This window comes from Fibrella aquatilis (genome assembly GCF_017353255.1).
GTDB lineage: Bacteria > Bacteroidota > Bacteroidia > Cytophagales > Spirosomataceae > Fibrella > Fibrella aquatilis.
Genome location: NZ_JAFMYU010000011.1, coordinates 107,577 through 133,084, shown reverse-complemented (window position 1 = coordinate 133,084; position 25,508 = coordinate 107,577). Strand labels below are relative to the sequence as shown.

Sequence of the window (25,508 nt, the reverse complement as noted above, 5' to 3'; positions counted from 1 at the left end):
TCGTTGGAAACGACAAAGGTAGAAATAGGGAGGCGGCTGGTTTTCAGCCTTGAGCAACCTGATAAGTGCCGTACCCCGTTCCTATACCCACCGATGTTGCAACCCGATTTAACCATTACCCCGGCCCATTTGGCCACCAAACTTCAGCGATTCTGGGCGGTTTCGGCCCAAAAGATAACGCTTCTCGACCAGGCTTATGACCCCGCTAGTGGGTCGCCAGTGTTTACGGTGCAGGGGAAATACACCACCCGCGGCTGGACCGAATGGACGCAGGGGTTTCAGTTTGGATCGGCCATTCTCCAGTTCGATGCCACGGGCGAGACCGATTTTCTGGAACTGGGCAGACGCAAAACACTGAAACTGATGGCCCCGCACGTGAGCCACGTGGGTGTGCATGACCACGGGTTCAACAACGTGAGTACCTACGGCAACCTACTTCGCCTCATGCGCGAAGGCCGCATACCGCGTAACGACTGGGAAGCCAGTTTTTACGAAATGGCCCTCAAGGTGTCGGGCGCGGTGCAGGCCAACCGCTGGACGACCATCAACACCAGCACTGCCGCAGGAACACCTGCCGGATTTATTTATTCGTTCAATGGGCCACACTCGCTTTTTGTTGATACCATCCGGTCGTGCAGATCATTGATTGTCAGCCACTTGTTGGGCCACACGTTTCAGGGCGAGGGCGACAAACGAATTGACTTGCTGGGGCGAGCGCTGGGGCACATGCAGGCCACGGCTCAATTTTCGGTCTATTACGGCGAGGGGCGCGACACGTACGATGTCTGGGGACGAACGGCCCACGAAAGTATTTTCAACGTCAACGACGGGCAATACCGCTGCCCCAATTCGCAGCAGGGCTATACCGGGTTCAGCACCTGGACGCGCGGCCTGGCCTGGGCCATGTGCGGCTTCGCCGAAGAACTCGAAGCCCTCACCATCCTACCCGACGAGCAACTGACACCCTTTGGCGGGCGCGGCACGCTGGAAGCCATGCTGCTGAAAGCCGCTCGTGCCACCTGTGATTTCTACCTCGACAACACCCCCACCGACGGTATTCCGTATTGGGATACCGGCGCGCCAAATCTCTATAAACTAGGCGATTACCTGGGCCGACCCGCCAACCCGTTCAATGACCACGAACCCGTCGACAGCTCGGCGGCGGCCATTGCCGCGCAGGGATTGTTGCGGCTGGGGCATTATTTGATGAACGGGAAAATTTCGAGTGAAGGCATTGATAATGAAACATATAACAGAGGAAAAACGTACTGGCAGGCGGGTTTGACGGTGCTGAGCACATTGCTGGATGAACCGTATCTGAGCATGAATCCGCAGCATCAGGGACTGCTACTCCATTCCATTTACCACCGTCCCAACGGCTGGGACTACGTACCCGCAGGTAGCAACATCCCCTACGGCGAGTCGAGCATGTGGGGTGATTATCACCTCCGCGAAGCGGCTCTGTATGTGCAGCGCATCATCGATGGCGGGCCGTATTACACGTTTTTTGGGCGGGGTTACAAGGATTTGATTATCCTCGGCTGATGGTGAAGGATTGATAGGATTTAAGGGATTTATGGACTCGGTGTAAAGAAGGATGGGTAGGATTTCTTAGCCGCCTACGGCGACTGTTGGAGACCGCTTCAGCGGGCCAAAAATCCCTTCAAATCATTCTTTACGCCGAGGCTCTCAATCCTTTAAATCCTATCAATCCGCGTACCATCAGCCGAGGCCAATTAAATCCTATCCTGTCCAAAAACCTTACCCAAAACCCAAACCACATGAGCGGGAAATACAAACCGAAATACCCCCGGATGGCGCAGTTAAAAACGGCCCCGGATGTAATCAACTACCTGAAAACCAACCATATCGACTTACCTTTTGATGATGTCCTATTGCCACCGGATGCCAGCCCGTTTGCCAAAAAAATCACGCTGAAATCGGGGCGGACCATTGGCAACAGCCTGTGCATTTTGCCCATGGAAGGCTGGGACGGTACCCCCGACGGCAAGCCCTCGGCGTTTACGCGGAACCGCTGGGTGAAATTTGCCGAAAGTGGGGCCAAACTGCTCTTTGGCTGTGAGGCCGTGGCGGTCTGTCACGCGGGCAAAGCCAATCCAAATCAGCTGGTTATCAACGATGAAAACCTCGACGAGTTCGTCAGCCTCCGGCAGCTACTTCTCGACAAGCACACCGCCGTAGTTGGTCGTACCGACGATCTGCTCATTGGCCTGCAACTGACCCATTCGGGGCGGTTTTGTAAGCCCGACAGCCACAAAAAATTCGAGTCGCAGATACTCTACAGTCACCCCTACCTGAACGCACGATTCGGGATGGCCACCAATTATCCCGTCCTCACCGACGAGGCCATCGACGGTATCATTGCCCAGTATGTAGACGCAGCGGTGCTGGCGCAACGGGCGGGCTATGACTTCGTCGACATCAAACATTGCCACGGTTATCTGGGTCACGAGTTTCTGAGCGCCGTGAACCGGGAAGGGCGCTACGGCGGCAGCTTCGAGAACCGGACCCGGTTTTTGCGCAATATCGTTGCGGGCATCCGGCAGGCCGCGCCGGGGCTGGAGATGGGCATCCGGCTCAGCGCGTTCGACCTGTTACCTTTCAAAAAAGGCCCCGATGACGTGGGCGAACCCGAACAAACCGGCACGTATCCCTTCGCGTTTGGCGGTGCCGAGACGGGGCTTTCGCTGGATCTGGGTGAACCAAAAGCGTTTCTGGCATTAGCTCAATCGCTTGGTATTCAGCTCATTTGCATCACGGGTGGTAGCCCCTACTACAACCCCCACCTGATGCGCCCGGCCCTGTTTCCGCCGTCGGACGGATACCTCCCGCCCGAAGATCCGCTGCTGGGGGTGAAGCGTCAGATCGACGTGACGGCGGAACTGAAACGGGCATTTCCGGAGCTGATCATCATTGGGTCGGGGTATTCGTATTTGCAGGAATGGCTGCCCAACGTGGCCCAACACGTACTACGCACGGGCATGGCCGACAGCATCGGTTTTGGGCGGATGGTGCTCTCCTACCCCACCATGCCCGCCGACATGATTGCTGGCCGATCTCTGACGCGCAACCTCATCTGCCGCACTTTCTCCGACTGCACCACCGCCCCCCGAAACGGCCTGATATCGGGCTGTTACCCACTCGATCCGCTGTATAAAAAATCGCCCGAAGCCGAGGTGCTGAAAGCCATCAAAGAAACGCTATGAAGCCCATTGCGCTGATCACAGGCGGCAGCCGGGGCATTGGCCTGGGTATTGCCGAACATCTGGCCCGCGCCGGGTTCGACCTGGCCATCAACGGCCTGCGCCCCGAAACGGCCGTTGCCGACGTGCTAAATACGTTGCGTGCCTTAGGTACCGACGTACTTTATTGTCCCGGCAGCATTGCTGATGCGGCGGCAAGGACGGCTATATTGGACAAGGTTAAGGCCCATTTTGGTCGGTTAAACGTGCTGGTAAACAACGCTGGTATTGCCCCACCCGTCCGCGCCGACATCCTGGAAGCCACCGAAGAAAGCTTCGATCAGGTGCTGAATACCAACCTGAAAGGCACCTATTTTCTGACGCAGGCCGCAGCCAACTGGCTGCTTCAGCAGAAAACAGAAGACGCTGACTTTCAGGGCACTATCATCACCATTTCGTCGGTGTCGGCCACGGTGGCGTCGGTGAATCGGGGTGAATACTGTGTGGCTAAAGCGGGGCTGAGCATGGCTACACAGCTGTTTGCCGTGCGGCTGGGGGCGGCGGGTATTCCGGTGTATGAGGTTCGTCCGGGTATTATCAAAACCGACATGACCGCCGCCGTAACTGCCAAATACGACGCCCTCATTGCCGACGGCCTAACCCTACAACCCCGCTGGGGCCTCCCCGACGATGTAGGCCGCGCCGTAGCCGCCATCGCCTCAGGTAGTTTCCCCTATTCCACCGGACAGGTATTTATGATTGACGGCGGCCTTACGCTGGCAAAACTATAATGATTTCGGATTGGGGATTGCGGATTTCGGATTGGGCTGACGCCAGCGCAAACCCGCGCGTCAGCCCAATCCGAAATCCGCAATCCCCAATCCGAAATCTAAAATCCTCCTAACTCCCTCTATACCAATGGAAAACAATCCTTACTCCCGGCGGAAATTCATTCAGGCCGCCGCCGCTGGCACGGCCGTTTTGGGCCTGCCCACCATCATTCCGGCCCATGCATTTGGGGCCAACGACCGGCTGCGCGTGGCGGTTATCGGCATCAACGGACGCGGTAAAGACCATATCGCGGGTTTTTCGAAACTTGACAATGTAGAGGTGGCTACCCTCTGCGACGTAGATGATGTAGTACTGCAAAAAACGGCATCGGAATTCGAGGCGAAGTACAACCGCAGGGTGAAGCGTGAGCAGGACCTACGGAAGGTGTATGACGACAAAGACATCGACGCCGTCAGCATTGCCACGCCCAACCACTGGCACGCCCTGGCGGCGATCTGGGCCTGTCAGGCAGGAAAGGATGTGTATGTGGAAAAGCCCGCCTGCCACAACATCTACGAAGGACAAAAGCTGGTGGAGGCCGCCAAAAAGTACAATCGCATTGTGCAGCATGGCGTGCAGTTGCGGAGTTCGGTGGCCAATCAGGAGGCCATTCAGCACCTCCGCGACGGACTTATTGGCAAGGTCTACATGGCCCGCGGCACGGTCTATAAGTGGCGCGCCGACATTGGCAATCAGGGCAACTCGGCAGTGCCGCAGGGGCTGAACTGGGACCTGTGGCAAGGCCCGGCGCAGGCGCGTGAGTTCAGCAAAAACTACGTTCACTACAACTGGCACTGGTTTTGGGACTACGGCAACGGCGACATTGGCAATCAGGGTATCCACGAAACCGACCTCTGTATGTGGGGGCTCGACGTGGGTCTGCCCGAAAAAATCACCTCGGCGGGGGGCAAATTTTTGTGGAACGACTGCAAAGAAACCCCCGAAGTGCTTACCTCGACCTACCACTACCCCAAGCAGGGTAAGATCATCGAGTTTGAGGTCCGTCCCTGGATGACCAACAAGGAAGACGGCGTGGAAGTAGGCAACATTTTTTACGGCGACAAAGGCTACATGGTCATCAACGGCTACACCGACTACAAGACCTACCTGGGTCGCAACCGCGAACCCGGCCCCGCCCGCAACGCCGGTGGCGACCACTATAAAAACTTCGTAGACGCGGCGCGGGCCAAAGACAAGAAGCTGCTGAACGGCCCCGTCGAAACGGCCTATAAAGCCGCCGCCCTGGCCCACCTCGGCAACATCGCCTACCGCCTGGGTCGTACCCTCGACTTCGACCCGCAGAAGGAAGTTTTCGTTGGCGACAAAGAGGCCAATGCCATGCTAACCCGCAAATACAGAGCACCTTATCTTATTCCAGCAACAGTGTAAGGATTTACGAATTACGATGTACGAATTACGATTTAGGCTGACGCTCCTTTTTGCTCTACAGCAACCCCATGCGACAGCAACAAATCGTAATTCGTAAATCGTACATCGTAAATCCAACCTTCCCTTCATGCCCACCCAATCTCCTCTCCGTCAACTCCTTCAGCTGCCCGTTCTGGTGGCGGCGCTGGGGTATTTTGTCGATATGTATGACCTGTTTCTGTTTAGCGTGGTGCGGGTGCCGAGCCTGAAAGCACTGGGCGTCACCGGCGACAGGCTCCTGCCCGAAGGCGTTTTCCTGCTCAACCTGCAACTGGTGGGCCTGCTGCTGGGCGGCATCCTGTGGGGTATCCTGGGCGACAAACGGGGGCGGCTGTCGGTGCTGTTTGGGTCGATACTGCTCTATTCACTGGCCAACATCGCCAATGGCATGGTGACCAATACCACTCAATATGCCGTGTTGCGGTTTGTGGCAGGCATCGGGCTGGCGGGTGAACTAGGCGCGGGCATCACGCTCGTGGCCGAGATTCTGCCTCAGCAACTGCGCGGTTATGGCTCGGTTTTGGTAGCCACCATGGGTGTGCTGGGGGGCATTCTGGCCTATTTCGTGGCCGATCTGTTTGCCTGGCGCATGTCGTATTACGTGGGTGGCGGACTGGGATTACTGCTGCTGGTGTTGCGCGTGAACGTTTTTGAATCAGGTCTTTACGAGCACCTGAAAGCACGAAATATCGAGCGGGGCAACTTCGTAAGCCTCCTCACCCACCCCGACCGCCTCCGCAAATACGCCCTGGCTATTGTGGTGGGCATTCCGCTCTGGTTTGTGGTGGGCATCCTGATCACGTTCTCCCCCGAATTCGGCATCCACGCCGGTTTATCTACTCCTATCATAGCGGGCAAAGCCGTGATGCTGGCCTTCGCGGGGCAATCCCTCGGCGACGTGGTGAGTGGCCTACTGAGCCAGCGACTTCAAAGCCGCAAAAAGGCCATCCGGGTGTTTATGGGGCTGTCGTTTACCACCATGGCGATCTACCTGCTCATGCCCATCCACCAGACAACAACCTTCTATTTCCTCTGCGCCTGCCTGGGCTTCTGCAATGGCTACTGGACGCTCTTCATCGTGATGGCCGCCGAACTTTTCGGTACTAACCTCCGCGCCACGGTGGCCACGTCAGTGCCCAATTTTGTGCGGGGAGCCACGGTGCCGCTCACAGCACTGTTTGTGGTGCTCAAACCCGTCATGGGCCTCACCCACGGTGCCCTACTCATCGGCACCGTCATCGTGGCCTGCTCCCTGCTGGCCCTGCATTTCCAGGAGGAAACCTTCAACAAAGACATGGATTATGTGGAGGTCTGATAATTTTACCCCATGAACTTGTACAACGACGACGAACGGTTTATCTCTAGTCTCTCTGATTATGGCTGGTTCACCAATCCGGTTCAAAGCGACTTTTGTAGATGATAACGACACACAGTTTCACCATATACATTATTAGTCTGTTCTATTTTTGAGCATGGGCAAAAAGGGGAAGAAAAAAACCGACGATGAGCCGAAACAGGTCAATCAGTACGACAAAATCATCAAAGAAAACATTGAGGATGTCATTCCTAACCTCATGCGAGACGTATTGAAAATTACGGCCGTTGAATCCGAAGAAATACCCGACGACGTTCAGCATACCAAAGAGCGTAAGCCCGATGTACTCAAGAAGGTGACAGACGAGACAGGAGACACATTCATCTTGCAGATCGAATTCCAGGTAGCCAATGAAGAAGAAATGATCTATCGTATGGCTGAGTATTACGTCATGTTAGCCCGTAAATACAAGCTACCTGTTCGGCAATTTGTCATTTATCTAGGTCGCGGTTTTCCTACGATGACCACTTTTCTCAACAGCCCGCCATTTCAGTTTAGCTTCAAGCTAATCCCGTTCAAACAGCTTGATTACAAGGCTTTTTTAACGTCTGACAAGCCCCAGGAGATTGTTTTGAGCGTACTGGCCGATTTCAAAGGCACCAAGAAGGAAGCTGTACTTCAGCAGATCTGGCTCGCCTAGAAGAAACCTCTGACACGGCACTCACGTTACAACGTTACGTTCAGCAGTTGCGCGTATTAGTGCAGTTGCGTAACTTGGAGAACAAACTAGAAAAGGTCATGGATAGCATTGCTCCCTACATCAGCGAAGAACGTGATGCCCTCTATATGCGTGGAGTAAGCAAAACCAAAGAAAGGGTTGTGACCAATCTGCTTAGCAAAAATGGTGTGTCGCTCACGATAGAACAAGTAGCCGAAATTGCAGAAGTATCTATCAGTTTCGTTAGGAAAGTGCAACAGAAAATTGCATCGGCTAGCTAACAACTGACTCTGCTTTTATACTATTTGCTGAAGATAAGGGTAACCTGTAGCTCACTAAACTTATCAGGGCTTTCTCTGACAGGACGTATATGAGCATATGAAATTAAAATTGAGGTGATAAAGCACAATCATTACTGTAAAAGCCAAAAGTTACAATGTTCTTTCCCGGCAACATGAACATCAAGACAAACGAGTTGACAACATGCTAGTTGCTCGTGGTTTGACAGATAGTGATATTTACTACAGTCCAATTGCCATTTGGCCTGTATTGCTCGTTATGTTTTTGGTACAGTCGGGTGGCATTATATGGCTATTTTGTTTTCCTAAGTATTATCACTGGTCGCAGTTTTGTTCGTATGTGGTTATCTAATTTATGCTTATTTAAACAACAGTTTTGCTTTAACTCAAGATAAGCTAATAGTAGCAAATCCAAATTTTCCATTCCGGCGTCTTACATCGTATAATTTAAGCGATATTGAGTATATAGTGATTGATAAGACAAACCACAAATGGCATTACCTCTTTGGTATATTTGATAGCAACTATGTTAGAATAAAGACTAAACAAAAAAGCGAGATATATTTTTGTGTAGGACTTGAGCTTGATGCATACGATGAAAACTGGACGGATAAAACTATTGACACGTTTCATCATACATTGACGGAACGGAACGTACAGACAATTTTCAATCTGGATCAAGTCATTTAGCTCTGCGGCCGTTTCCTTCAACAGGTATCATTTGAGCAGATCACTATCCTGCACAGTTATCGGCTAAAGCGAGTTTAAGAGCCGAGCCATGCACATCGCTCGTTACCAGCCAGTTAATAAATGTTAATGCGTTAGTCTGTAGTTACTTATGTAATGATCTTTGGTTTAGCATCTTGCTAACAAACTAAACGTCGGCTGTATGAAACTCCTTTTTGCCCTTCCGTGGCTGTTGACCACCGCTGCCTTGGCGCAGACAACCATCACCATACCCCTCGATATTGTCAATGCCGCACCGCCAAAACGGTATCATCAGGTCGGGACGGGGCAATCCAACGACTTGTCCGGCTTCCGGGGCGTACCTACCAACCTGACCGAGAAGGTCCTGCGGTTGGCCAACACCGTGGCGGGACAGGCGGCCTACGAATCGTTTTTGCGCGGCGAACTGAGCGAGGCCGAATGGACGCTGAAAAAGCGGCAGGTGGGTTCCGACACCATCTACCTCAGCCGCAAACCCCTCCGCCAACAGATCAATACGCTGGTGGGCACCAACGCAGCGGGGCAGCGGGTGCTGATCGTCGATGCCAACAACAACCACGACTTCGGCGACGACAAGGTATTCACCTACCCCATGACCCTAACCCAGATTCCGAAACGGGCCGACGGTTTCTACGACAACACTATCCACGCCGTGTTCGACACCCTGCCCGCCGTTTCAGTACAGGTAGAAGCGTTTGACGGTCAACGGATTATACAGCGAACGGTTTCTGTTAAGCCCATTCCTTACAACACTGGCTGGACATACCCCGACCCCGACAAAACACGGTTTCACCTGAGCTTGCTGGCCAACGAATACCGGCAAACCACCACGTCGGTGCTGGGTAGTCCCGTTCAGGTGCTGGTGACAACCGTTCCCGGCTTGCCCTACAACACGCGGGCGGCCAGGGTTGAACTGCTTGAGGCGGGTAAGCCCGTCAACAAACTGCTGGCCGAGGGCAATCTGGAGCAGGGCTACACGTTCATCCTAGCCAACCACGTGCTGGAAATAAAGGGTCTGTCGCTACAGGGCGATCAGCTGTCGGTGATCGACAAAGGTGTGATTACCCCCACGCGGTAGTGCAGGAAGTGCCGGGAACGCCTATTTTTACCATACGATCAATCTGCTTCTCAACTTCCGTATGGTATACTGTGTCTGTCGGCTTCGGCCATTTCGTAGCCTTGGTTTTGTGCTGCTGTTTAACCTGTTGTTTCTGGTGCCTACGCTGGCGCAAGTTGCTGCGAAAACTGCTGTAGCACAGGCGTTCAGCCAAAAAGACGTTGCCCGGTGGCAACAGCGGGCCAGGCAGGTGACTATTACTCGCGATACGTGGGGGGTGCCGCACATCTACGGAAAAACCGATGCCGATGTGGTGTTCGGGCTGCTGTTTACGCAGTGCGAGGATGACTTTGGGCGGGTGGAAGAAAACTACATTACGGCCATTGGGCGGCTGGCCGAAATCGAAGGCGAATCGGCGCTATATCACGACCTGCGGGCGCGGCTGTTTCTGGACTCGGCGCAGGCGGTGGCCATCTACCGCAAAAGCCCCGTCTGGATGAAAAGCCTGCTCGACGCCTTCGCCGACGGCACCAACTATTACCTCTACACCCACCCGGAGGTGAAGCCCAAACTGCTCAACCGCTTTGAACCCTGGATGCCGCTGCTCTTTAGCGAAGGCAGCATCGGCGGTAATATCAGCGCTGTATCTATTGACCGGATTAAAGCATTTTATGAAGGCCAGAAATTCACATCGGCGAAGGCAGACGAAAACCCCTACGAGCGCGAATCGCTTGGCTCGAACGGCTTTGCCATTGCCCCGGCCAAGAGCGCAACCGGCCATGCGCTGCTGCTGATTAACCCCCACACGTCGTTCTATTTCCGGTCGGAAGTACACATGGTGAGTCGGGCGGGGTTGAATGCGTACGGGGCCGTTACCTGGGGTCAATTCTTTGTTTATCAAGGCTTTAACGAACATTGCGGCTGGATGCACACCACCAGCTACGCCGATTCGATGGACGAATACCTGGAGACAGTCAAGAAAAAAGGCGATGGGTATGTCTACAAACACGGCACCGAACAGCGGGCCGTGCGGGCGAAGACGGTGCGGCTGCCCTATAAGTCGGGGAAGGGGATGGCGTATAAGGATTTCACGATGTACTTCACACAGCACGGCCCCATTGCGGGCGAGGCAGCCGGCAAATGGATAGCCATCGACATGATGAATACGCCGCTCAATGCCCTCTCGCAGTCGTACTTGCGCACCAAAGCCACCGACTATGCCAGCTATAAGCAGGTGATGACGCTGAACGGCAACGCCTCCAACAACACCATCTTCGCCGATAATTCGGGCAACATCGCCTACTGGCACGGCAACTTCATGCCCCGCCGCAACCCCAAATTCGACTGGGAGCAGCCCGTAGATGGCAGCAACCCCGCCACTGACTGGAAAGGCCTGCACCCCGTAGACGACATTGTGCAGGTGCGCAACCCGGCTACCGGCTGGATTCAGAATTGCAACGCCACGCCCTTCACGGTGTCGGGCACGAGCAGCCCCAACCCGAAAAACTACCCCGCCTACATGGCCCCTGACGCCCAGAATTATCGGGGCATCAACGCCGACCGGGTGCTGAGCCACAAAAAAATCTTCACCATCGACACGCTCATTGCCGCCGCCAACGACCCCCACCTCGCCGCCTTCGACGACCTGCTACCCACCCTGATGAACGCCTGGCAAACGGCTGGTGGTGAAGCCGTTAACAGAAAACCAGAATTGATTGAAGCCATTCAGATGCTGGAAGTCTGGGACCGCAACTATGGCACCGAATCTATTGGCCAGACGCTGGCCATTTTGTGGGCCGAAAAGCTGCAACGCCTGGCCCGCCCCCGCGCCACCGCCGACCAACGTTTCGATAACCTGGGTATGGTGGCCCTAACGATTCAGAACACGTCGGTGCAGGAAAAGATAACCGCCCTGGCCGATGTCCTCGCTGACCTGACCCGCGATTTTGGCACCTGGAAAATGCCCTGGGGCGAGGTAAACCGGTATCAGCGCCTCACCGGCAAAACCCAGGAAACCTACGACGATAATCAGCCGAGCATCCCGGTTGGCTTTACTTCATCGGCGTGGGGGTCGTTGGCGGCGTTTGCGGCGAAGACTTACCCCGGCACCAAAAAGCGCTACGGCAGCGTGGGCAACAGCTTCGTGGCCGTGGTTGAATTTGGTAAGCGCGTTAAGGCCCGGTCGGTGGTTACGGGCGGCCAAAGCAGCCAACCGGGTACGGTCCACTTCGCCGACCAAGCCCCGCTCTACTGCACCGGGCGGTTCAAAGACGTGCTCTTCTACCCTGAAGACATCAAAAAACACGTAGAACGGACGTACCGGCCGGGGAAAAAGTGAACGAGCGAGTGGTGAAAGAGTGTGGTCGCTTACCGTGTAACCGCCTGCACCCTGGCCTGTGTCTCCACAGGCCTACGCCTGCGTAAGCCATCCGGGCGCGTAAGCTAGCGCCAGCGTAGGCCTGTGGAGACACAGGCCAGGGTGCAATAGGGGGACGCTGGCGACAGCCGGTGTGCCGGACCACACTCTTTCGCTCGTTCACTCCTTCACTCACCGTGTAACCGCCACTCCTTTCGTCCGCCGAAGGGTGAATGGAACGCAGATGTTGGGTGGGCAAACGCAGGTGGTGGGTAGCAGGCTCACGGTGATGTCGGTGTAGCACCCGTTGGCGTTAATGACCCGAACCGTGTAGAGCTGCGCCGCCAGCGGATTCGGCAATGAACTGGCAATCAAACCATTGGCTGGAATACCCTGCGGTGGGCCGGAGAGCGAATTTAGGGGGTCGAAGCTACTGCCCAGCGAATACTGGTAGGTATGCGTAGGGTCGAAACCAGTCAGCACAAGCTGCCCATTCTGTTGTACTGTGGTGCCTGTGCAGGTGGCCGCAATGGTAGCAGCCTGGTATACAGGCAACACATCGGCTTCGACAATAAACGGGCAGCACGAGAAATCGGGACAGCCGCTACCGATGTTGTCGATGCCCAGACTGTAGGAGCCGGGACTATTGACAACCAGCGAGTTACTGGTCTGACCCGTAACCAGTACGCCATCCTTATACCAACGGTACCCGCCACGGCCCGCCGCTACCGAGATCACATATTCGTCGCCGGGGCAGAGCTTAATGGGCACCGTGGTACATACCCGCACCTCGTCGGCACCCAGCAGGACGGTGTTGTAGAAAATGCCCGAACCACCCACCGTAACCTGAAACGTCAGGCTCAGGCTTTGCCCGGCTCCCAGCGAGGTAACAGACAAACTGCTGATGGGTGTACCCTGGGTGAAGGTAGTACCTGGGGGAGCGGTAGCCGAGCCTGCCACATAAACCAGCCCCGCCGATAGTGAGTCGCGCACCACCACGTTGGTGGCAGGTGCATTGCCCGTGTTGGTGAGTACCAGCGTATAGGTGAGCACGTCGCCGGGCCGGGCCAACGACTTATTGACGCGTAGGTCTACAGACAAGGCGGGTGCCAGAACATAGAAACCCGCATCCACACCGGGGTTGTTGGCACCGGCGGTCAGGGTTACGGGGCCGGTTACGCCCGGACTACTGGCCGAATAGCCTGCTGGTGGGGTGAAACTGACCGAATAGGGCTTGCCCGACGTCAGGCCGGTGAAGCTATAAAGGCCTGCTCCGCTGGTGACCGCCGTGGCCAGGGTCAGGCTCGTGGTGGCATCAATCAGCGTGGCCGTTATGCCGCCAAGTGGCGTATCGCCCCCGTCGCGGGTGTTGTTTTTGTTGAGGTCGGTGTAGGTAGTCCCGCTTAGGCTGACCGCCCCCGTGGTAGTGGTGCAGGAGGCCGATGGCAGCGTTACGGTGTTGGTATTCAATGATATAGCACTGCCTACCGATAGCCCCCTGCCTTCGAGCGTGGCACCCGCGCCTAGACTAATGGCTCCGTCGGCTACGATGGTGCCTTTGAAAACAGCCCCCGCCCCTACGTCGACGGCCCCATTCACGCGGAAGAATACATTATCGGCACAGGCGCCGTTGGTCAAGGTAATGACGGCACCGGCGGCCACGGTGAAGGCGCTGTTGAGCCGAATGATGAAGACCCCCGCTCCGCTTAGCACCAGTGTGCCCGTCAGCGAAGAAGCCGCAGCGGTATTTTGGCAGTACACGCCCGGCGTAAACACTTGCCCATTGCCCAGCGTGGGCGAGATAGACACGTCGCAAAGAGGCGAGTTCAGGGCCGTATAGGCGGCTGTAACGTCGGTGGCGGCCTGACTAGCCTGGGTGCTGCCCGGTAGGCGTATTTGCCCCGTCACGGTACCCGGTGGAAAGCCCGTAAATGCTCCTACGTTGGTGCCCACGTCGCCGGTAATTGTGGTGGCACCGGTGTTGCTGAACGCCCCATTGCCTGTGAAAAGGGCGAACGTGGCAGCGGTGCCCAGATTGGGTGCCTGGGCTAAACTGGCCATTGGCAAGGCCAGTACAAGGGCGCAGAGCAGCCGGGAAAGTAATACTTTTTTCATGGTAGCAAGACGTTAATGCATGGCAATGCCAGCATAGGCCGCATGTGGGCCTGTGATAGAAAGTGTCAGAAAAGAGCGATTGGAATGTGCTGCCAGAGTAGCCTGTTTTTTCTAGATCTGGTAGTACTTGCGGGTAAAGAACGGACAGCTGTTGCGCGTTGAGTAGTAGGTAGTCGCGCCGTCGTTGCCGAAGCTGAATGCCACTGATAAGGTAGTAAAGTCACTAAATAGCCTTTAAATTCAATAGATTCTATCGAATAGGCCTATCTAGTGTACTATGACGAACAAAAGTCACGCCAGACTTACCCTTGTGCCACCACCGGTAACAAATAGCATGTTTTCTTAGCCATCACGTTTCGTATGACCCATTTAGGCTACTTAACTGAGTCTTCAGCTCGTACTTAATATCGTGCCAATCATCAATCGGCCCGTACGATACGAATTCGGGCGTAGCTCAAGGTAAGTACCTACATTAGTAGGACTACTGTTTAAGAAGCTGTTTGAACCAGGTTTTGGCCCAGGCTGCAGCGTCTACTTTCTTTTTATGGCTACGGAAACTAATCCGGCAAACAAACGCAAAGGACTTACCGCCCGCCTCGATGTCGAGTTTGCCTTAAAATCGGCCCGTCTTGGGGTATGGGAAATGGATCCCGTCACCAATGAAATCGTCTGGGATGAACGCTGCCGCCAACTGTATGGCTTGAAGCAGGACAGCCCGATAACCTACAGCCAGGCCCTTCAGTTTATTCATCCCAGCGACGTTGGGCGAGTGGACGAGGCCGTAAAGCGGGCCATGATGCCCCAATTTGGTGGTGATTATGATACCACTTACCGCACCATTGGGGCCGACGATGGTGTGCTGCGTTGGGTGCGGTTTACGGGGCAGGTCAGTTTCGATGAGCACCAGGACGTGTCGCGGTTTGCAGGAGTGGCTCAGGACGTTACTAAAGATGAGCTGGCCCGGCAGCTGACCGAAAGCGAAGAGCGCTACCGCACCATGGTTGAAAATGCCCCCGTGGCTATTGGTGTTCTTCGCGGCGACGACCTCATCATCGAGTCGGCCAATAGTAAGGTGCTGGAAATATTGCACAAGCCCGCCTCCATCATTGGCAAACCGTGGCTGGAGGCCTTGCCCGAACTGGAAGGCACCCCGGCCATAGACATCATCCAGAGCGTGTACCGCACCGGCGTTCCGTTCACTGCGTCGGAGTTTCCGGCCCAGTTGGAAAAAGACGGGGCATTGCGGCAGGGCTATTACTCATTCAGCTACCTGCCCCTTGCCGAAAACGGGTCTACCTCTGGCGTGCTACAGGTGGCCATAGAGATCACCGATCAGGTGTTGGCCCGCCAGAAAATAACGGAAAGCGAGGCCCGGTTCCGAGCCTTAATTGAAGAAGCACCTATACCTACCTGCCTGTTTGTGGGGCGCGAGCTACGCATCGACGTGGCCAACGAAGCTATGATCAAGGTGTTCGGTAAGGGACGGTCGGTGATCGGAAAACCCCTGGCCGACGCCCTGCCCGAACTACAAGGTCAGCATTTTCTGCAAACGCTGGACGAAGTCTTTACCACAGGCATCACCTACGAAACCAAAGCTGACCGGGCTGATCTGGTTGTTGATGGCGTACTGAAAACGTTCTATTTTGACTACACCTATAAGCCTCTGCGCAATGCCAGCGGTGAGGTCTACGCCATTATGGAAATGGCCACCGACGTAACGGCAGAGGTGCTGATGAAGCAAAAACTTCAGGAAAGTGAGGCTCATTTCCGTAACCTCACCGATACAGTGCCTGCTATGATTTGGGAAACCGAACCCGATGGCTATTGTAGTTACCTCAACAGACGGTGGTATGAGCTGACGGGCCAAACGAAAGAAGAAGCATTGGGCTTTGGCTGGCTGAATGCCACACACCCAGATGACAGAGACGAAACCAGCCGCCTCTTTCTCGAAGCCAACGCCCAACAGGCTCCGTTCAACGCACTTTACCGTCTGCGCCAGGCCGATGGTACCTACCGCTGGTCTGTTGACAAAGCCAGCCCCCGGGTTGCCGCCGACGGTACCTACGAAGGCATGATTGGCACCGTTGTAGACATCCACGAGCAGGTCATAACCAGCCAGCAGCTTGCCGACCAGCAGGCTCAGTTCAAAAACGTGACCAACAGTTCGCCCACCGGCCTTTGGTTAGCTGACGGAGCAGGCGTGGTGACGTACCTGAATAAAACACTACTTGACTGGACGGGCGTCCCCTTATCAGATTTAATAGGATCAGGGTGGGCCAACGCCATCATAGACGAGGACCGGGAACGTAGTGTCGCCACGTTTATGGCCGCCGTGGCAACCCGTTCGCACTACGAGGCGCGGTTCAGGCTGCAAAAAGCCGATGGTAGCGTTATCTGGTGTCAGGCGGCGGGTGATCCCTACTACGATGCCAACGGCAATTGCGCGGGCTATGCCGGCTTCTGCATGGACATTGACGAACTATTGCGAAGCCGTGAGGCTATTCAGCATAGCGAAACCCGGTTTCGGAGTTTGCTGGCCCAGGCGCCCGTAGCTCTGGCCCTTATGCGCGGCCCCGACTTTATAATTGACCTAGCCAATGAGCGGGCTTTGGCCATTTGGGACAAACAGGGCGAAGACGTGCTGGATAAGCCCTTTGCCCAAGCCTTACCAGCTATTTATAAACAGGGCTTTGATGAAATCGTGTCCACTGTTTTTCAGACCGGCAAACCCTTTATCGCCAATCAGATGCCAGTGATACTATCTAAGAACGGTACACCGCAACCCGCCTTCGTCAACGTCACTATCGAGCCAATCAGAGATGTAAATGGCCGTATCGAGGCTGTGCTGGAAGTAGGCTACGAGGTAACCGATCAGGTGATAGCGCAGCAGGAACTGGCACAACAGAAAATTTACCTTCAAAACGCTATCGACATTGCCAACCTGGGTACGTTCAGCATCAACCTTCTGACCAACGTTGGCACCTACAGTGAGGCCATCCGGGACTGGTTTGGGCTTGACTCACTCAGTCAGCCGATGGACGTTATCCTGAACAAAGTTCATTCCGACGACCAGGCGCTGGTAGAGCAGGCCTTGGTAAGCGAGGAGGAAAGTAGACATGACATTGTATACCGGGTTGAGCAATCCCAGACAGAAGGGATGCGCCACCTCCGAAGCATTGGTAAGCGGCTCATTAGCAACGGCGTAGCTACAACCATGACCGGCATTATTCAGGACGTGACCCCACAGGTGCTGGCCCGCCAGCGCATTGAAGAGCAGGTGCAACAACGCACGCAGGAACTACAGGCTACCGTGCGCGAGCTGGAGCGCAGCAACCAGAACCTTCAGCAATTTGCCTACGTAGCCAGCCACGATCTACAGGAACCTCTGCGCAAGATCGAATCTTTCGGAAACATACTTAGTGTTCAGTATGCCAGCCAGTTAGGCGACGGCATAGACTACCTCCGGCGCATGCAGTCGGCGGCAACCCGCATGTCGGGGCTGATCAAAGACCTGCTCACCTATTCGCGCATTGCCACCCAGCAGGAAATCAACGACCCCGTGCCGTTGGGCAAGGTGATCAAAGCCGCCCTAACCGATCTGGACCTGGTCATTGCCGAAACAGGGGCCGTGGTAACAGTTACGCCCCTGCCAACTGTCCGGGGCGACAAATCACAACTAGGCCAGCTGTTTCAAAACCTGCTGAATAACGCCCTGAAATTCAGGCGTATCGGCGTAGTACCCAACGTACGTATCACGGCTGCTGCCGTACCAGCCAATGAGTTGCCCGCCACCGTCAGACCCGCCCGGCCAGCCACTTACTACTACCGGATTGACGTGGCCGACAATGGCATTGGTTTCGACGAAAAATACCTCGACCGCATCTTCCAGGTCTTCCAGCGGCTGCATGGCCGCAATGAGTTTGCAGGCACGGGCATTGGCCTGGCCATCTGCGAAAAAGTAGCCGCCAACCACGGAGGGGCCATTTCTGCCAGCAGCCAACCCGGTCAGGGCGCCACCTTTAATATCTACTTGCCAGTAACGGAAGCCAATGGGCAACCGGCAGGCGGCTGAGGCTTATTGGCGGCGCAGGTCCAGGTTGACAACTGTATTGAGGATGAAGCCATTGTTATACTGGAACACATTGCGGCCATTTATTTCGCGGGGCAACTGCACTAGCTGCTGAAGAAAACCGCCTTCCACCCGAAACGTGGGGCTAGCCCTATACCCCACCAGCAGGCCCAGTCGGTTTTGGTCGAACACGTTTTCGTTTACGTTTTCACCAAACCCTATGAATACCTCGTTATAAGCGGCCACGTAGGCCGTTTTTCCTCCTGCTGACGAACTGACCTTACTCAGCGGCAGTTGCCCACGCACCATATACCGCAGCCGGTTCACGTAGACCGTTTCGTCGGGGCGGGGGCTTTCGGGGGTCAGAAACCGGCCAATCCAGCGCTGTTCCAACATAAACCGGTGGCTGATATCAACCCGTCCCACGGGGTTAGTCAATGTGGCCATCTGGTAGAGTCGGTGTTCGGGAAACGTGCGCCCGGCGGCCTGAATAGGGTAATTCCCGTAGGCAAACGTCTCGACCCAGGCGTAGCCGACACGCAGCGTGAGCCGGTCACTGACCCGGTAATTAACCCCCGTCCGAAACAGGTTTTGCTGCGGACTTTGCAGAAAATTATCGCGCCGAAACTGGTATTCCAGGTGCCCGCTCCAACGGTCGGCAAACTGAAGCGTGGTGGTGTTTGTCAACCAGCCAATGGTGTTGCGGTCGGTCAGGCGGGTGTTTTGGGCCACCAGTGGCCCCCCGCTGAGCAGGGCCAGTAGCAGCAGCCAGCATTGGGCCACCAGACACCAATGCCGACTGGTTTTGTAAGCAGCGTACGTCATTTCGATGAGGCGCGGAAATCGGGCAGATTGCTAAGGGTTTCGGGCAAAAACTCTACCTTGCCCGTGCTCAGCTGATATACGGCACCCACAATCAGAATGTCGCCTTTCTGGTATTTTTTGCTCAAAATAGGGTCTAGGTCGCGCAATTCCATAACCTGATCGATCACGTTTTGCCGAATGGCGTTTTCGAGCAGGTTACCGCCCATGGCTTTGGCTTTCTGGGCGGCGGGCTTGATGCTGTTGACCAGCGTAACGATATGGCCCGGCACGTCGGGGCGCTTAATGGCGGCGTCGACGGCTCCGCAGGCCTGATGCCCCATCACTACCACTAGCTTGGAACCCAGCACTGCCAAAGCATATTCAATACTGCCGTAGGATGCGGCGGCCATTACCTGCCCGGCCGTGCGCACAATAAAGAGGTCGCCCACGCCCTGGTCGAACACAATCTCGTTGGGCACGCGGCTGTCCGAGCAACCCACAATGATGGCAAACGGCTTTTGGCCTTTTTCCGACCCGATCAGCGTGGAGCGGCCCTGGCGGGGGCGGATGCTTTTGTCTTCCACAAACCGCCGGTTGCCTCCCATCAATTTCCGAAGCGCGATCTGGGGGTTAGCGTAAGCTGAATCGCGGTTGACAACATAATGATCAGCCCGCCATTTGGTCGAGTCGAACGGAGTCTCGGTAGCGGTAGCAGCCCGGGATTTAGCCCGTTTCGACTGCGCCATGGCGTGGGTGTGGACAAGTAATGGTACTAAACAGGCGACAATCAGGTGTCGGAGCATCATGGCAACTGTGTGTTTGGGTGTTAAAAAATGCAACTGTACTGCCTCGTTATAGACACCCGCAAAAGTCTATCCGGCTTGTTAGCGTGTTATTAGGACAAGGTTAGAACCTCATTAGAAGACCGAAGCAACTATCTATGATAGTAATACTATCTTTTATTTTTGCCGCATCATGAACAGCAAGAAACCGTCTATCCTGGTTGTCGAAGATGAGACCAAGGTGGCCCATTTTCTCAAAAAGGGCTTAGAAACGCAGGCTTTCTCCGTGACCGTTGCCGCCGATGGGCGGGAAGGCAAGCGGCTTTTTGGGTCAGCACATTACGACCTGGCCATTCTCGACGTTAACCTGCCCTTTGTCAACGGCTTGGAACTGGCGCAATACATCCGCCGGAAAGACACTTACGTACCCATCCTGATGCTCACCGCGCTCGATACCACCGCCGACAAGCTGATGGGGTTTGAGGCGGGCGTAGATGACTACCTGGCCAAACCGTTCGACTTTCTGGAACTGCTGGCGCGGGTGCGGGTGCTGCTGCGGCGGGGTGCCCCCCCCGACGACACCGAGCGCATCCTGACCCTGGCCGACCTGGAACTGGACTGTTATGAAAAGGTGGCCCGGCGGGGGGGGAAGACCATTATCCTGACCGCCCGCGAATACACGCTGCTCCACTACCTCATGCGCCATCAGGGCCGGGTGGTGTCGCGGGTCGACATTGCCGAGCAGGTTTGGGACATTAGCTTCGACACGGGCACCAACGTTATTGATGTGTATATCAATTACTTACGCAACAAGATCGACAAGGAGTTTTCCACGAAACTGATTCACACGGTGATTGGGCTAGGGTACGTACTGCGGGCTAACTAAACATGGGCATGACCATACGTACCCGGCTCACGCTCTTCTTCACGGCAGTGGTGGCAGTACTGCTGTTGCTGTTTTGCCTTGTCATTTACGTGGTAGCCGAGCAGCACCGGCAGCGCGAATACCGGGAACGGCTGCACGAAGAAGCCCAGACGTCTGCCGAACTGATGCTGGGCAACAATCCAATTGGTCCCGATCTGTTTAAGTTGCTGGATCAGCACCAGATAACAGTACTCAACCAGGAGGAGATCATCATTTATAACGACCATAACCAGATCGTATATGAAAGTGGCACCGACTACCTGGCCGTTGACCCGGCCATGCTGGCGCAGATACGACAGGCAGACAACACTTACTGGCAGGTAGGTGAGCGAGAGGTGGCGGGTAGCCGTTTTTTGCTAAATGGGCGTCAGTACGTAGCTGTGGCTTCGGCAGTAGATAAATACGGCTACAGTAAACAACGCAACTTAGCCCTGATGCTGGGCATTGGCTGGCTGCTGAGCATGGGCCTTGTCTTTGCCACGGGCTGGGTCTTCGCGGGTCAATTGCTCCGGCCCCTCCAGGGAGTCATCCGCCAGATCGACGCCGTGACGGCTGCGCAACTGAATCAGCGCCTGCCGGAAGGACCACACGACGACGAATTAACCCAACTGGCCCGGCAGTTCAACCAGATGCTCGACCGGCTGGAAGAGGCCTTCCAGTCTCAGCGAACCTTTGTATCCAACGCCTCGCACGAGTTGCGCACACCCCTCACGGCCATTACTGGTCAGCTCGACGTTGCCCTGCTCGCCAACGACGACGACCCGCAGGAACTCCGCGCCGTCATTGCTTCGGTGCTCGATGATGTGCGGGGGCTCAACCGAATGACCAATGGCCTGCTCAGCCTCGCCAAGCTGGACCTTAACGAAGTAACAACCCCCGTTGTCGATCTACCCATAGATAAGCTGCTGGGACAACTCAAACTAGACTACCAGCGGCTTCAACCAAGCTATAGCGTTGACATAGCCCTGGAGACCACTGCTGCTGACGCTGACGCCAACTGGCAGGTGCCCGCTAATGAATCGTTGCTCCGAACGGCGCTGTATAACCTGATGGAAAACGGCGGCAAATTTTCGCCCGACCACCGGGTTAGCGTCCGGTTAACAGCAGATGACCGGTCAGTGCGGATTGACTTTACCAATGGTGGTCCCTGCATTCCGGCTGATGAGCTACCCACAGTTTTTAAGCCGTTTCGGCGGGGTACCAACGCCCGGCAAGTGGCGGGACACGGTATTGGCCTATCGCTGGCAGCCCGCATTGTCCGGCTGCACGAGGGGCAACTTTCGGTGGTATCGACCGCCGAAACGGGCACCACCTTTACTGTAACACTCCCACGCCGGGAGAGGCCTCAGTCCGTTCTAATGCACATCTAAGACGGCACTAATTTCACTCCAATCTGGGTAATAGACCTTTGTTACGTAGGCCACGGCACACAGTGCATTTACTCAGCCTACGGTAAACAAATAAAGTCATGAAAACGAACCTGTTGGTAATCAGCGGCCTGTGCCTTGGGCTACTCAGTAGCTGCACGGTGGTACGGCAAGGCGAAGTGGGCGTGAAGCGAAGCCTGGGCCGCATCAACGCGGTCCCCCTGCGCGAAGGCGCCAGGGTGTTTAACCCCTTGGTAACGACAATTATCAAAGTGCCGGCCCGTACAATGAACATTGAAGTGCGGGCACCGCTGCCGTCGAAGGAAGGTCTCACGGTACAGTCTGATATCTCGATTCTGTATCGGGTAGAGGGCAATTACGCGCCTAAAATTGTAGAGTCCATTGGCCTGGCCTACGAAGAAGTAGTGATTTTGCCCGTCTTCCGGTCGGCGGTGACCGACGTGTCGTCGCGCTATTTTGCTAAAGACATGCACTCCGGGCAGCGGGCCGATATTGAGCGGTCTATTCGGGAACTGATGATGACGCAGTTAAAAGACCGGGGTTTTGTGGTCGAGTCGGTGCTGCTGAAAAGCATTACGCTACCGCCCGGACTGACCAAGGCTATCGAAGACAAGCTCGAAGCCGAACAGGACGCGCAACGAATGCAGTTTGTGTTGGAAAAAGAACGGCAGGAAGCCCTGCGGCAGACCATTGCCGCCGAGGGCACCCGCGACGCACAAAAGATTATCAATGAGGGGCTTACGCCCATGCTCATTCGGTTTAAGGCCATCGAAGCCTTTAATAAACTGGCCAGTTCACCCAACAGCAAAGTCATCATTACCAACGGCGATACGCCCCTGATGATGAACCCTAACGCCCTTAACTAACCATGACCATGCCTCCATCGCCCGATCTGTACATGGGTTTAGGCAGTATCGTCTACGCCCTTACCAAACTCGACGGTCGGCTCCAGCTCGAAGAGCAACAGACCGTGAAAGAACTGCTGGCCGACGTACCCCACGGCGACGTAGCGCTTTACACGTTTTTCCTCCGCGAAAACACCAACGAGACCGTTGACGAAGCTTATGCGTTTGGTATGCGCCGCCTCACCGACAAACGGGCCGAATTTGACGAAGCGACCAAAAAACACTTCGTCAATATCCTCATCCGGGTGGCCGATGCCCACGACGACATATCACGTAAGGAGCAGCTGTTTATCCGGCAGTTCCGGCGCGCGATTCGCAGGCTCTGACCAATCTCAATGAACAACTCAATAAACTGATTATCAAGATGAAATCCATGAAATTTTGGCTCTTCGTGGGCTTGCTGTCCGCCCCCATTTTCATTTATTCGCAGTTCCGGGCCGACACCGATTGGCCAATGGAGCAGCGCGTCAGGGCCGCCAACGACGCCTCGTGGGTGCAACTCATCCTCGACAAACCCGCCCGGCGTCCGGCACTGGTCCGGCTGGTTGACCAAAGCGGCGCGGTAATGGCCTACCGGCTCGTTAGCCCAACCACCACCGAGGCGACCATCCGGTTTGGCCTCGCGGCCTTACCCCCCGGAACCTACCGGCTGGAGCTTCATGACCGGCACCTCATCAGGGCCAATGAGTTGGTGCTGACCGGTAAACAGTCCGCTCGCAGTGGTCGCCAATTACTCATCCGCAACGTAGATCCGCAATGACAACCCAGCATCATTCACCGTGCCAGCCGCTGATCAAAGGGCGACTGGCACAAAAAATAATACCACTTATATTACTGATTATCAGTTCAATAGCGGCGGTAGCCCAGCAAAACCTGTTCAATATTCCCTCTGGCGACATCACGCCCAAAAACAAGGTGTTCTATCAGCACCAGATCAACCTCTACACCAGCCGGTTCGAGTCGAAAGGGCACTTTGTCTATGGGTTGGGCAAAGGGTGGGACGCTGGGGTGAACGTGGTGGGCAAGGGGCTAAACTTCCGGCCCAACTGGCAGCTTATGCACAACGACCAGCGTACGCAGGGGCCGCTTTACCCAGTGGTAATGGGCACGTTGCAGAAGCAGTTTGTGCTAAACGAACGCATGAACCTCAACGTAGGTACGCAGGTGGGCACCAACCTCAGCAGCCTGGTAGACCGGCGGGCATTGCACCAGTTCACCTATGCGCTGGCGGGCTACTCATTTCAGCCAGGCAAACGGGTGCTGGTAGGCCCCTACGTGACCAACTCAGCCTATGTGGGGCCAGGCAATAACGTAGGGCTAATGCTGGGCTACGAATGGAAACTCGACGACCATTGGTACCTAATGGGCGACTGGATTTCGGGGCGGCACGACCAGGCGTCGGGGGTGGTGGGGGCCATGTACTGGCCTGCCAGACGGGTGCAGTTTTGTGCGGGGGTGTTGCTGGCCAACCCCAATGTGCCCAAACCCGCCGGGCTGGTGCTGGAGATCAACATTCTTGGCTGGGATTTGGTACACTAAGGCCCCTAAAACGTGGTCTGCGCCTGCTTGTTTCTCCCCGTCGGCTTACTACCTTGCGCCCATTCCATCGCTTGTTTTAACCACTTATCAACATGGTTTTTGGGCCTACCCTTTTTGTGCTGGCGGCGTTTGTCGTCTACCTATCCGTCGTCATCGTCCAGCAGGGCACGGTGGCTGTTATTACTGTTTTCGGCAAGTATGCCCGCGTAATGGGGCCTGGGCTGAATTTCAAAATCCCGTTTATCGAGCTGATCTACCGCCGTATCTCCATCCAGAACCGCTCGGTCGAACTGGCGTTTCAGGCCATCACCGCCGACCAGGCCAACGTCAATTTCAAGGCCATGCTGGTATATTCGGTGCTGAACCAGGACGAAGAGACGATCAAAAACGTGGCCTTCAAATTCATCGACGAAACCTCGTTCATGCAAGCGCTGATTCGCACCATCGAAGGGTCGATCCGTAGTTTTGTAGCTACCAAACGGCAGTCGGAGATTCTGTCGCTGCGTTCCGAGATTATCGAACACGTGAAGTCTCAGATCGATACGCTGCTTGAATCGTGGGGCTACCACCTCACCGACCTGCAACTGAACGACATCGCCTTCGATGAGGTCATCATGCGCTCGATGGCGCAGGTGGTGGCGTCGTCGAACCTGAAAGCCGCCGCCGAAAACGAAGGGCAGGCCCTGCTGATTACCAAAACCAAAGCCGCCGAAGCCGAAGGCAATGCCATTAAGATCTCGGCCGAAGCCGAAAAAACAGCCTCGCAACTGCGCGGTCAGGGCGTGGCCTTGTTCCGCGAAGAGGTGGCCAAGGGTATGGCCGAATCGGCCAAGGTGATGAACGCCGCCAAGCTCGACGCTTCACTAATTCTGTTCTCCATCTGGACGGAAGCCATTAAGCACTTCGCCGAAAACAGCAAAGGCAATGTAATCTTCCTCGACGGCTCGACAGAAGGCATGGACAAAACCATGAAACAACTCCTGGCCGTTGAAAAAATGAACACCATCCCCGAAGTAGCGGCTATTGTGAAGCCAGAATAACTAGGTGT

General features: G+C 55.4%; 20 protein-coding genes. 17 read left to right on the top strand and 3 right to left on the bottom strand.

Annotated elements, in window-relative coordinates:
- Positions 1–93: 93 nt before the first annotated feature.
- The 9 genes from J2I48_RS14930 (at position 94) to J2I48_RS14895 (ending at position 11,915) form a co-directional block, all read left to right on the top strand.
- The gene (locus J2I48_RS14930) at positions 94–1,545 is read left to right on the top strand and encodes a glycosyl hydrolase (RefSeq protein ID WP_207336269.1); all 1,452 of its coding nucleotides are present in this window, start codon (positions 94–96) and stop codon (positions 1,543–1,545) included.
- Between the two features lie 236 nt (positions 1,546–1,781).
- Complete coding sequence (locus J2I48_RS14925) at positions 1,782–3,227, top strand: oxidoreductase (protein ID WP_207336268.1); 1,446 nt, start codon at positions 1,782–1,784, stop codon at positions 3,225–3,227.
- Positions 3,224–3,994 carry a 3-ketoacyl-ACP reductase gene (locus tag J2I48_RS14920; protein ID WP_207336267.1) on the top strand — a complete coding sequence of 257 codons (771 nt, stop codon included), beginning with the start codon at positions 3,224–3,226 and terminating at the stop codon, positions 3,992–3,994. Before J2I48_RS14925 ends, J2I48_RS14920 begins: the two co-directional genes overlap by 4 nt.
- Positions 3,995–4,121: 127 nt before the next feature.
- Positions 4,122–5,423 carry a Gfo/Idh/MocA family protein gene (locus J2I48_RS14915; protein WP_207336266.1) on the top strand — a complete coding sequence of 434 codons (1,302 nt, stop codon included), beginning with the start codon at positions 4,122–4,124 and terminating at the stop codon, positions 5,421–5,423.
- Between the two features lie 127 nt (positions 5,424–5,550).
- The gene (locus tag J2I48_RS14910) at positions 5,551–6,777 is read left to right on the top strand and encodes an MFS transporter (RefSeq protein WP_207336265.1); all 1,227 of its coding nucleotides are present in this window, start codon (positions 5,551–5,553) and stop codon (positions 6,775–6,777) included.
- A 151-nt stretch (positions 6,778–6,928) separates the two neighbouring features.
- Complete coding sequence (locus tag J2I48_RS28300; protein ID WP_229376264.1) at positions 6,929–7,477, top strand: RpnC/YadD family protein; 549 nt, start codon at positions 6,929–6,931, stop codon at positions 7,475–7,477.
- Between the two features lie 98 nt (positions 7,478–7,575).
- A complete protein-coding gene (locus J2I48_RS28295) occupies positions 7,576–7,776 on the top strand; it encodes a hypothetical protein (RefSeq protein ID WP_229376262.1) in 201 nt (66 codons plus the stop codon).
- A gap of 907 nt (positions 7,777–8,683) precedes the next feature.
- Positions 8,684–9,598 carry a hypothetical protein gene (locus J2I48_RS14900; RefSeq protein ID WP_207336264.1) on the top strand — a complete coding sequence of 305 codons (915 nt, stop codon included), beginning with the start codon at positions 8,684–8,686 and terminating at the stop codon, positions 9,596–9,598.
- A gap of 61 nt (positions 9,599–9,659) precedes the next feature.
- Positions 9,660–11,915: a penicillin acylase family protein gene (locus J2I48_RS14895; RefSeq protein WP_207336263.1), complete on the top strand. Its 2,256-nt coding sequence runs from the start codon at positions 9,660–9,662 to the stop codon at positions 11,913–11,915.
- A 210-nt stretch (positions 11,916–12,125) separates the two neighbouring features.
- Here J2I48_RS14895 and J2I48_RS28675 read toward each other — a convergent pair whose 3' ends face one another.
- A complete protein-coding gene (locus tag J2I48_RS28675; RefSeq protein WP_207336262.1) occupies positions 12,126–14,048 on the bottom strand; it encodes an ice-binding family protein in 1,923 nt (640 codons plus the stop codon).
- A gap of 544 nt (positions 14,049–14,592) precedes the next feature.
- Here J2I48_RS28675 and J2I48_RS14885 point away from each other — a divergent pair.
- Positions 14,593–18,120: a PAS domain-containing sensor histidine kinase gene (locus J2I48_RS14885; protein WP_207336261.1), complete on the top strand. Its 3,528-nt coding sequence runs from the start codon at positions 14,593–14,595 to the stop codon at positions 18,118–18,120.
- Between the two features lie 3 nt (positions 18,121–18,123).
- On the opposite strand, the gene J2I48_RS14880 is transcribed toward J2I48_RS14885, so the two are convergent.
- Both J2I48_RS14880 and J2I48_RS14875 read right to left on the bottom strand, forming a co-directional pair.
- On the bottom strand, positions 18,124–18,942 hold the full coding sequence (locus J2I48_RS14880; protein ID WP_207336260.1) for a DUF2490 domain-containing protein: 819 nt from the start codon (positions 18,940–18,942) through the stop codon (positions 18,124–18,126).
- Positions 18,939–19,727 carry a carbonic anhydrase gene (locus J2I48_RS14875; protein ID WP_229376260.1) on the bottom strand — a complete coding sequence of 263 codons (789 nt, stop codon included), beginning with the start codon at positions 19,725–19,727 and terminating at the stop codon, positions 18,939–18,941. Before J2I48_RS14875 ends, J2I48_RS14880 begins: the two co-directional genes overlap by 4 nt.
- Before the next feature lie 169 nt (positions 19,728–19,896).
- On the opposite strand from J2I48_RS14875, the gene J2I48_RS14870 reads away from it, so the two are divergent.
- The 7 genes from J2I48_RS14870 (at position 19,897) to J2I48_RS14840 (ending at position 25,500) form a co-directional block, all read left to right on the top strand.
- Entirely contained in the window at positions 19,897–20,589 is a 693-nt protein-coding gene (locus J2I48_RS14870) for a response regulator (RefSeq protein ID WP_207336259.1), read from the top strand.
- 8 nt (positions 20,590–20,597) lie between these two features.
- Positions 20,598–21,998: a HAMP domain-containing sensor histidine kinase gene (locus J2I48_RS14865; protein WP_207336258.1), complete on the top strand. Its 1,401-nt coding sequence runs from the start codon at positions 20,598–20,600 to the stop codon at positions 21,996–21,998.
- A 98-nt stretch (positions 21,999–22,096) separates the two neighbouring features.
- A complete protein-coding gene (locus J2I48_RS14860) occupies positions 22,097–22,882 on the top strand; it encodes a prohibitin family protein (protein ID WP_207336257.1) in 786 nt (261 codons plus the stop codon).
- Positions 22,883–22,884: 2 nt separating this feature from the next.
- Positions 22,885–23,247: a tellurite resistance TerB family protein gene (locus tag J2I48_RS14855; protein WP_207336256.1), complete on the top strand. Its 363-nt coding sequence runs from the start codon at positions 22,885–22,887 to the stop codon at positions 23,245–23,247.
- Positions 23,248–23,285: 38 nt separating this feature from the next.
- Positions 23,286–23,681, top strand: coding sequence for a peptidase associated/transthyretin-like domain-containing protein (locus tag J2I48_RS14850; protein WP_207336255.1), 396 nt, complete (start codon positions 23,286–23,288; stop codon positions 23,679–23,681).
- Positions 23,678–24,460: a hypothetical protein gene (locus tag J2I48_RS14845; protein ID WP_207336254.1), complete on the top strand. Its 783-nt coding sequence runs from the start codon at positions 23,678–23,680 to the stop codon at positions 24,458–24,460. The genes J2I48_RS14850 and J2I48_RS14845 overlap by 4 nt, the downstream gene beginning before the upstream one ends.
- Before the next feature lie 92 nt (positions 24,461–24,552).
- Positions 24,553–25,500: an SPFH domain-containing protein gene (locus J2I48_RS14840; protein ID WP_207336253.1), complete on the top strand. Its 948-nt coding sequence runs from the start codon at positions 24,553–24,555 to the stop codon at positions 25,498–25,500.
- Positions 25,501–25,508 lie beyond the last annotated feature (8 nt).

Excerpts from the sequence above, each read along its gene's own strand:
- J2I48_RS14930 (WP_207336269.1), top strand. The coding sequence starts at position 94 with ATGTTGCAACCCGATTTAACCATTACCCCGGCCCATTTGGCCACCAAA.
- J2I48_RS14925 (WP_207336268.1), top strand. The coding sequence starts at position 1,782 with ATGAGCGGGAAATACAAACCGAAATACCCCCGGATGGCGCAGTTAAAA.
- J2I48_RS14920 (WP_207336267.1), top strand. The coding sequence starts at position 3,224 with ATGAAGCCCATTGCGCTGATCACAGGCGGCAGCCGGGGCATTGGCCTG.
- J2I48_RS14915 (WP_207336266.1), top strand. The coding sequence starts at position 4,122 with ATGGAAAACAATCCTTACTCCCGGCGGAAATTCATTCAGGCCGCCGCC.
- J2I48_RS14910 (WP_207336265.1), top strand. The coding sequence starts at position 5,551 with ATGCCCACCCAATCTCCTCTCCGTCAACTCCTTCAGCTGCCCGTTCTG.
- J2I48_RS28295 (WP_229376262.1), top strand. The coding sequence starts at position 7,576 with ATGGATAGCATTGCTCCCTACATCAGCGAAGAACGTGATGCCCTCTAT.
- J2I48_RS14900 (WP_207336264.1), top strand. The coding sequence starts at position 8,684 with ATGAAACTCCTTTTTGCCCTTCCGTGGCTGTTGACCACCGCTGCCTTG.
- J2I48_RS14895 (WP_207336263.1), top strand. The coding sequence starts at position 9,660 with ATGGTATACTGTGTCTGTCGGCTTCGGCCATTTCGTAGCCTTGGTTTT.
- J2I48_RS28675 (WP_207336262.1), bottom strand. The coding sequence starts at position 14,048 with ATGAAAAAAGTATTACTTTCCCGGCTGCTCTGCGCCCTTGTACTGGCC.
- J2I48_RS14885 (WP_207336261.1), top strand. The coding sequence starts at position 14,593 with ATGGCTACGGAAACTAATCCGGCAAACAAACGCAAAGGACTTACCGCC.
- J2I48_RS14880 (WP_207336260.1), bottom strand. The coding sequence starts at position 18,942 with ATGACGTACGCTGCTTACAAAACCAGTCGGCATTGGTGTCTGGTGGCC.
- J2I48_RS14875 (WP_229376260.1), bottom strand. The coding sequence starts at position 19,727 with ATGATGCTCCGACACCTGATTGTCGCCTGTTTAGTACCATTACTTGTC.
- J2I48_RS14870 (WP_207336259.1), top strand. The coding sequence starts at position 19,897 with ATGAACAGCAAGAAACCGTCTATCCTGGTTGTCGAAGATGAGACCAAG.
- J2I48_RS14865 (WP_207336258.1), top strand. The coding sequence starts at position 20,598 with ATGACCATACGTACCCGGCTCACGCTCTTCTTCACGGCAGTGGTGGCA.
- J2I48_RS14860 (WP_207336257.1), top strand. The coding sequence starts at position 22,097 with ATGAAAACGAACCTGTTGGTAATCAGCGGCCTGTGCCTTGGGCTACTC.
- J2I48_RS14855 (WP_207336256.1), top strand. The coding sequence starts at position 22,885 with ATGACCATGCCTCCATCGCCCGATCTGTACATGGGTTTAGGCAGTATC.
- J2I48_RS14850 (WP_207336255.1), top strand. The coding sequence starts at position 23,286 with ATGAAATCCATGAAATTTTGGCTCTTCGTGGGCTTGCTGTCCGCCCCC.
- J2I48_RS14845 (WP_207336254.1), top strand. The coding sequence starts at position 23,678 with ATGACAACCCAGCATCATTCACCGTGCCAGCCGCTGATCAAAGGGCGA.
- J2I48_RS14840 (WP_207336253.1), top strand. The coding sequence starts at position 24,553 with ATGGTTTTTGGGCCTACCCTTTTTGTGCTGGCGGCGTTTGTCGTCTAC.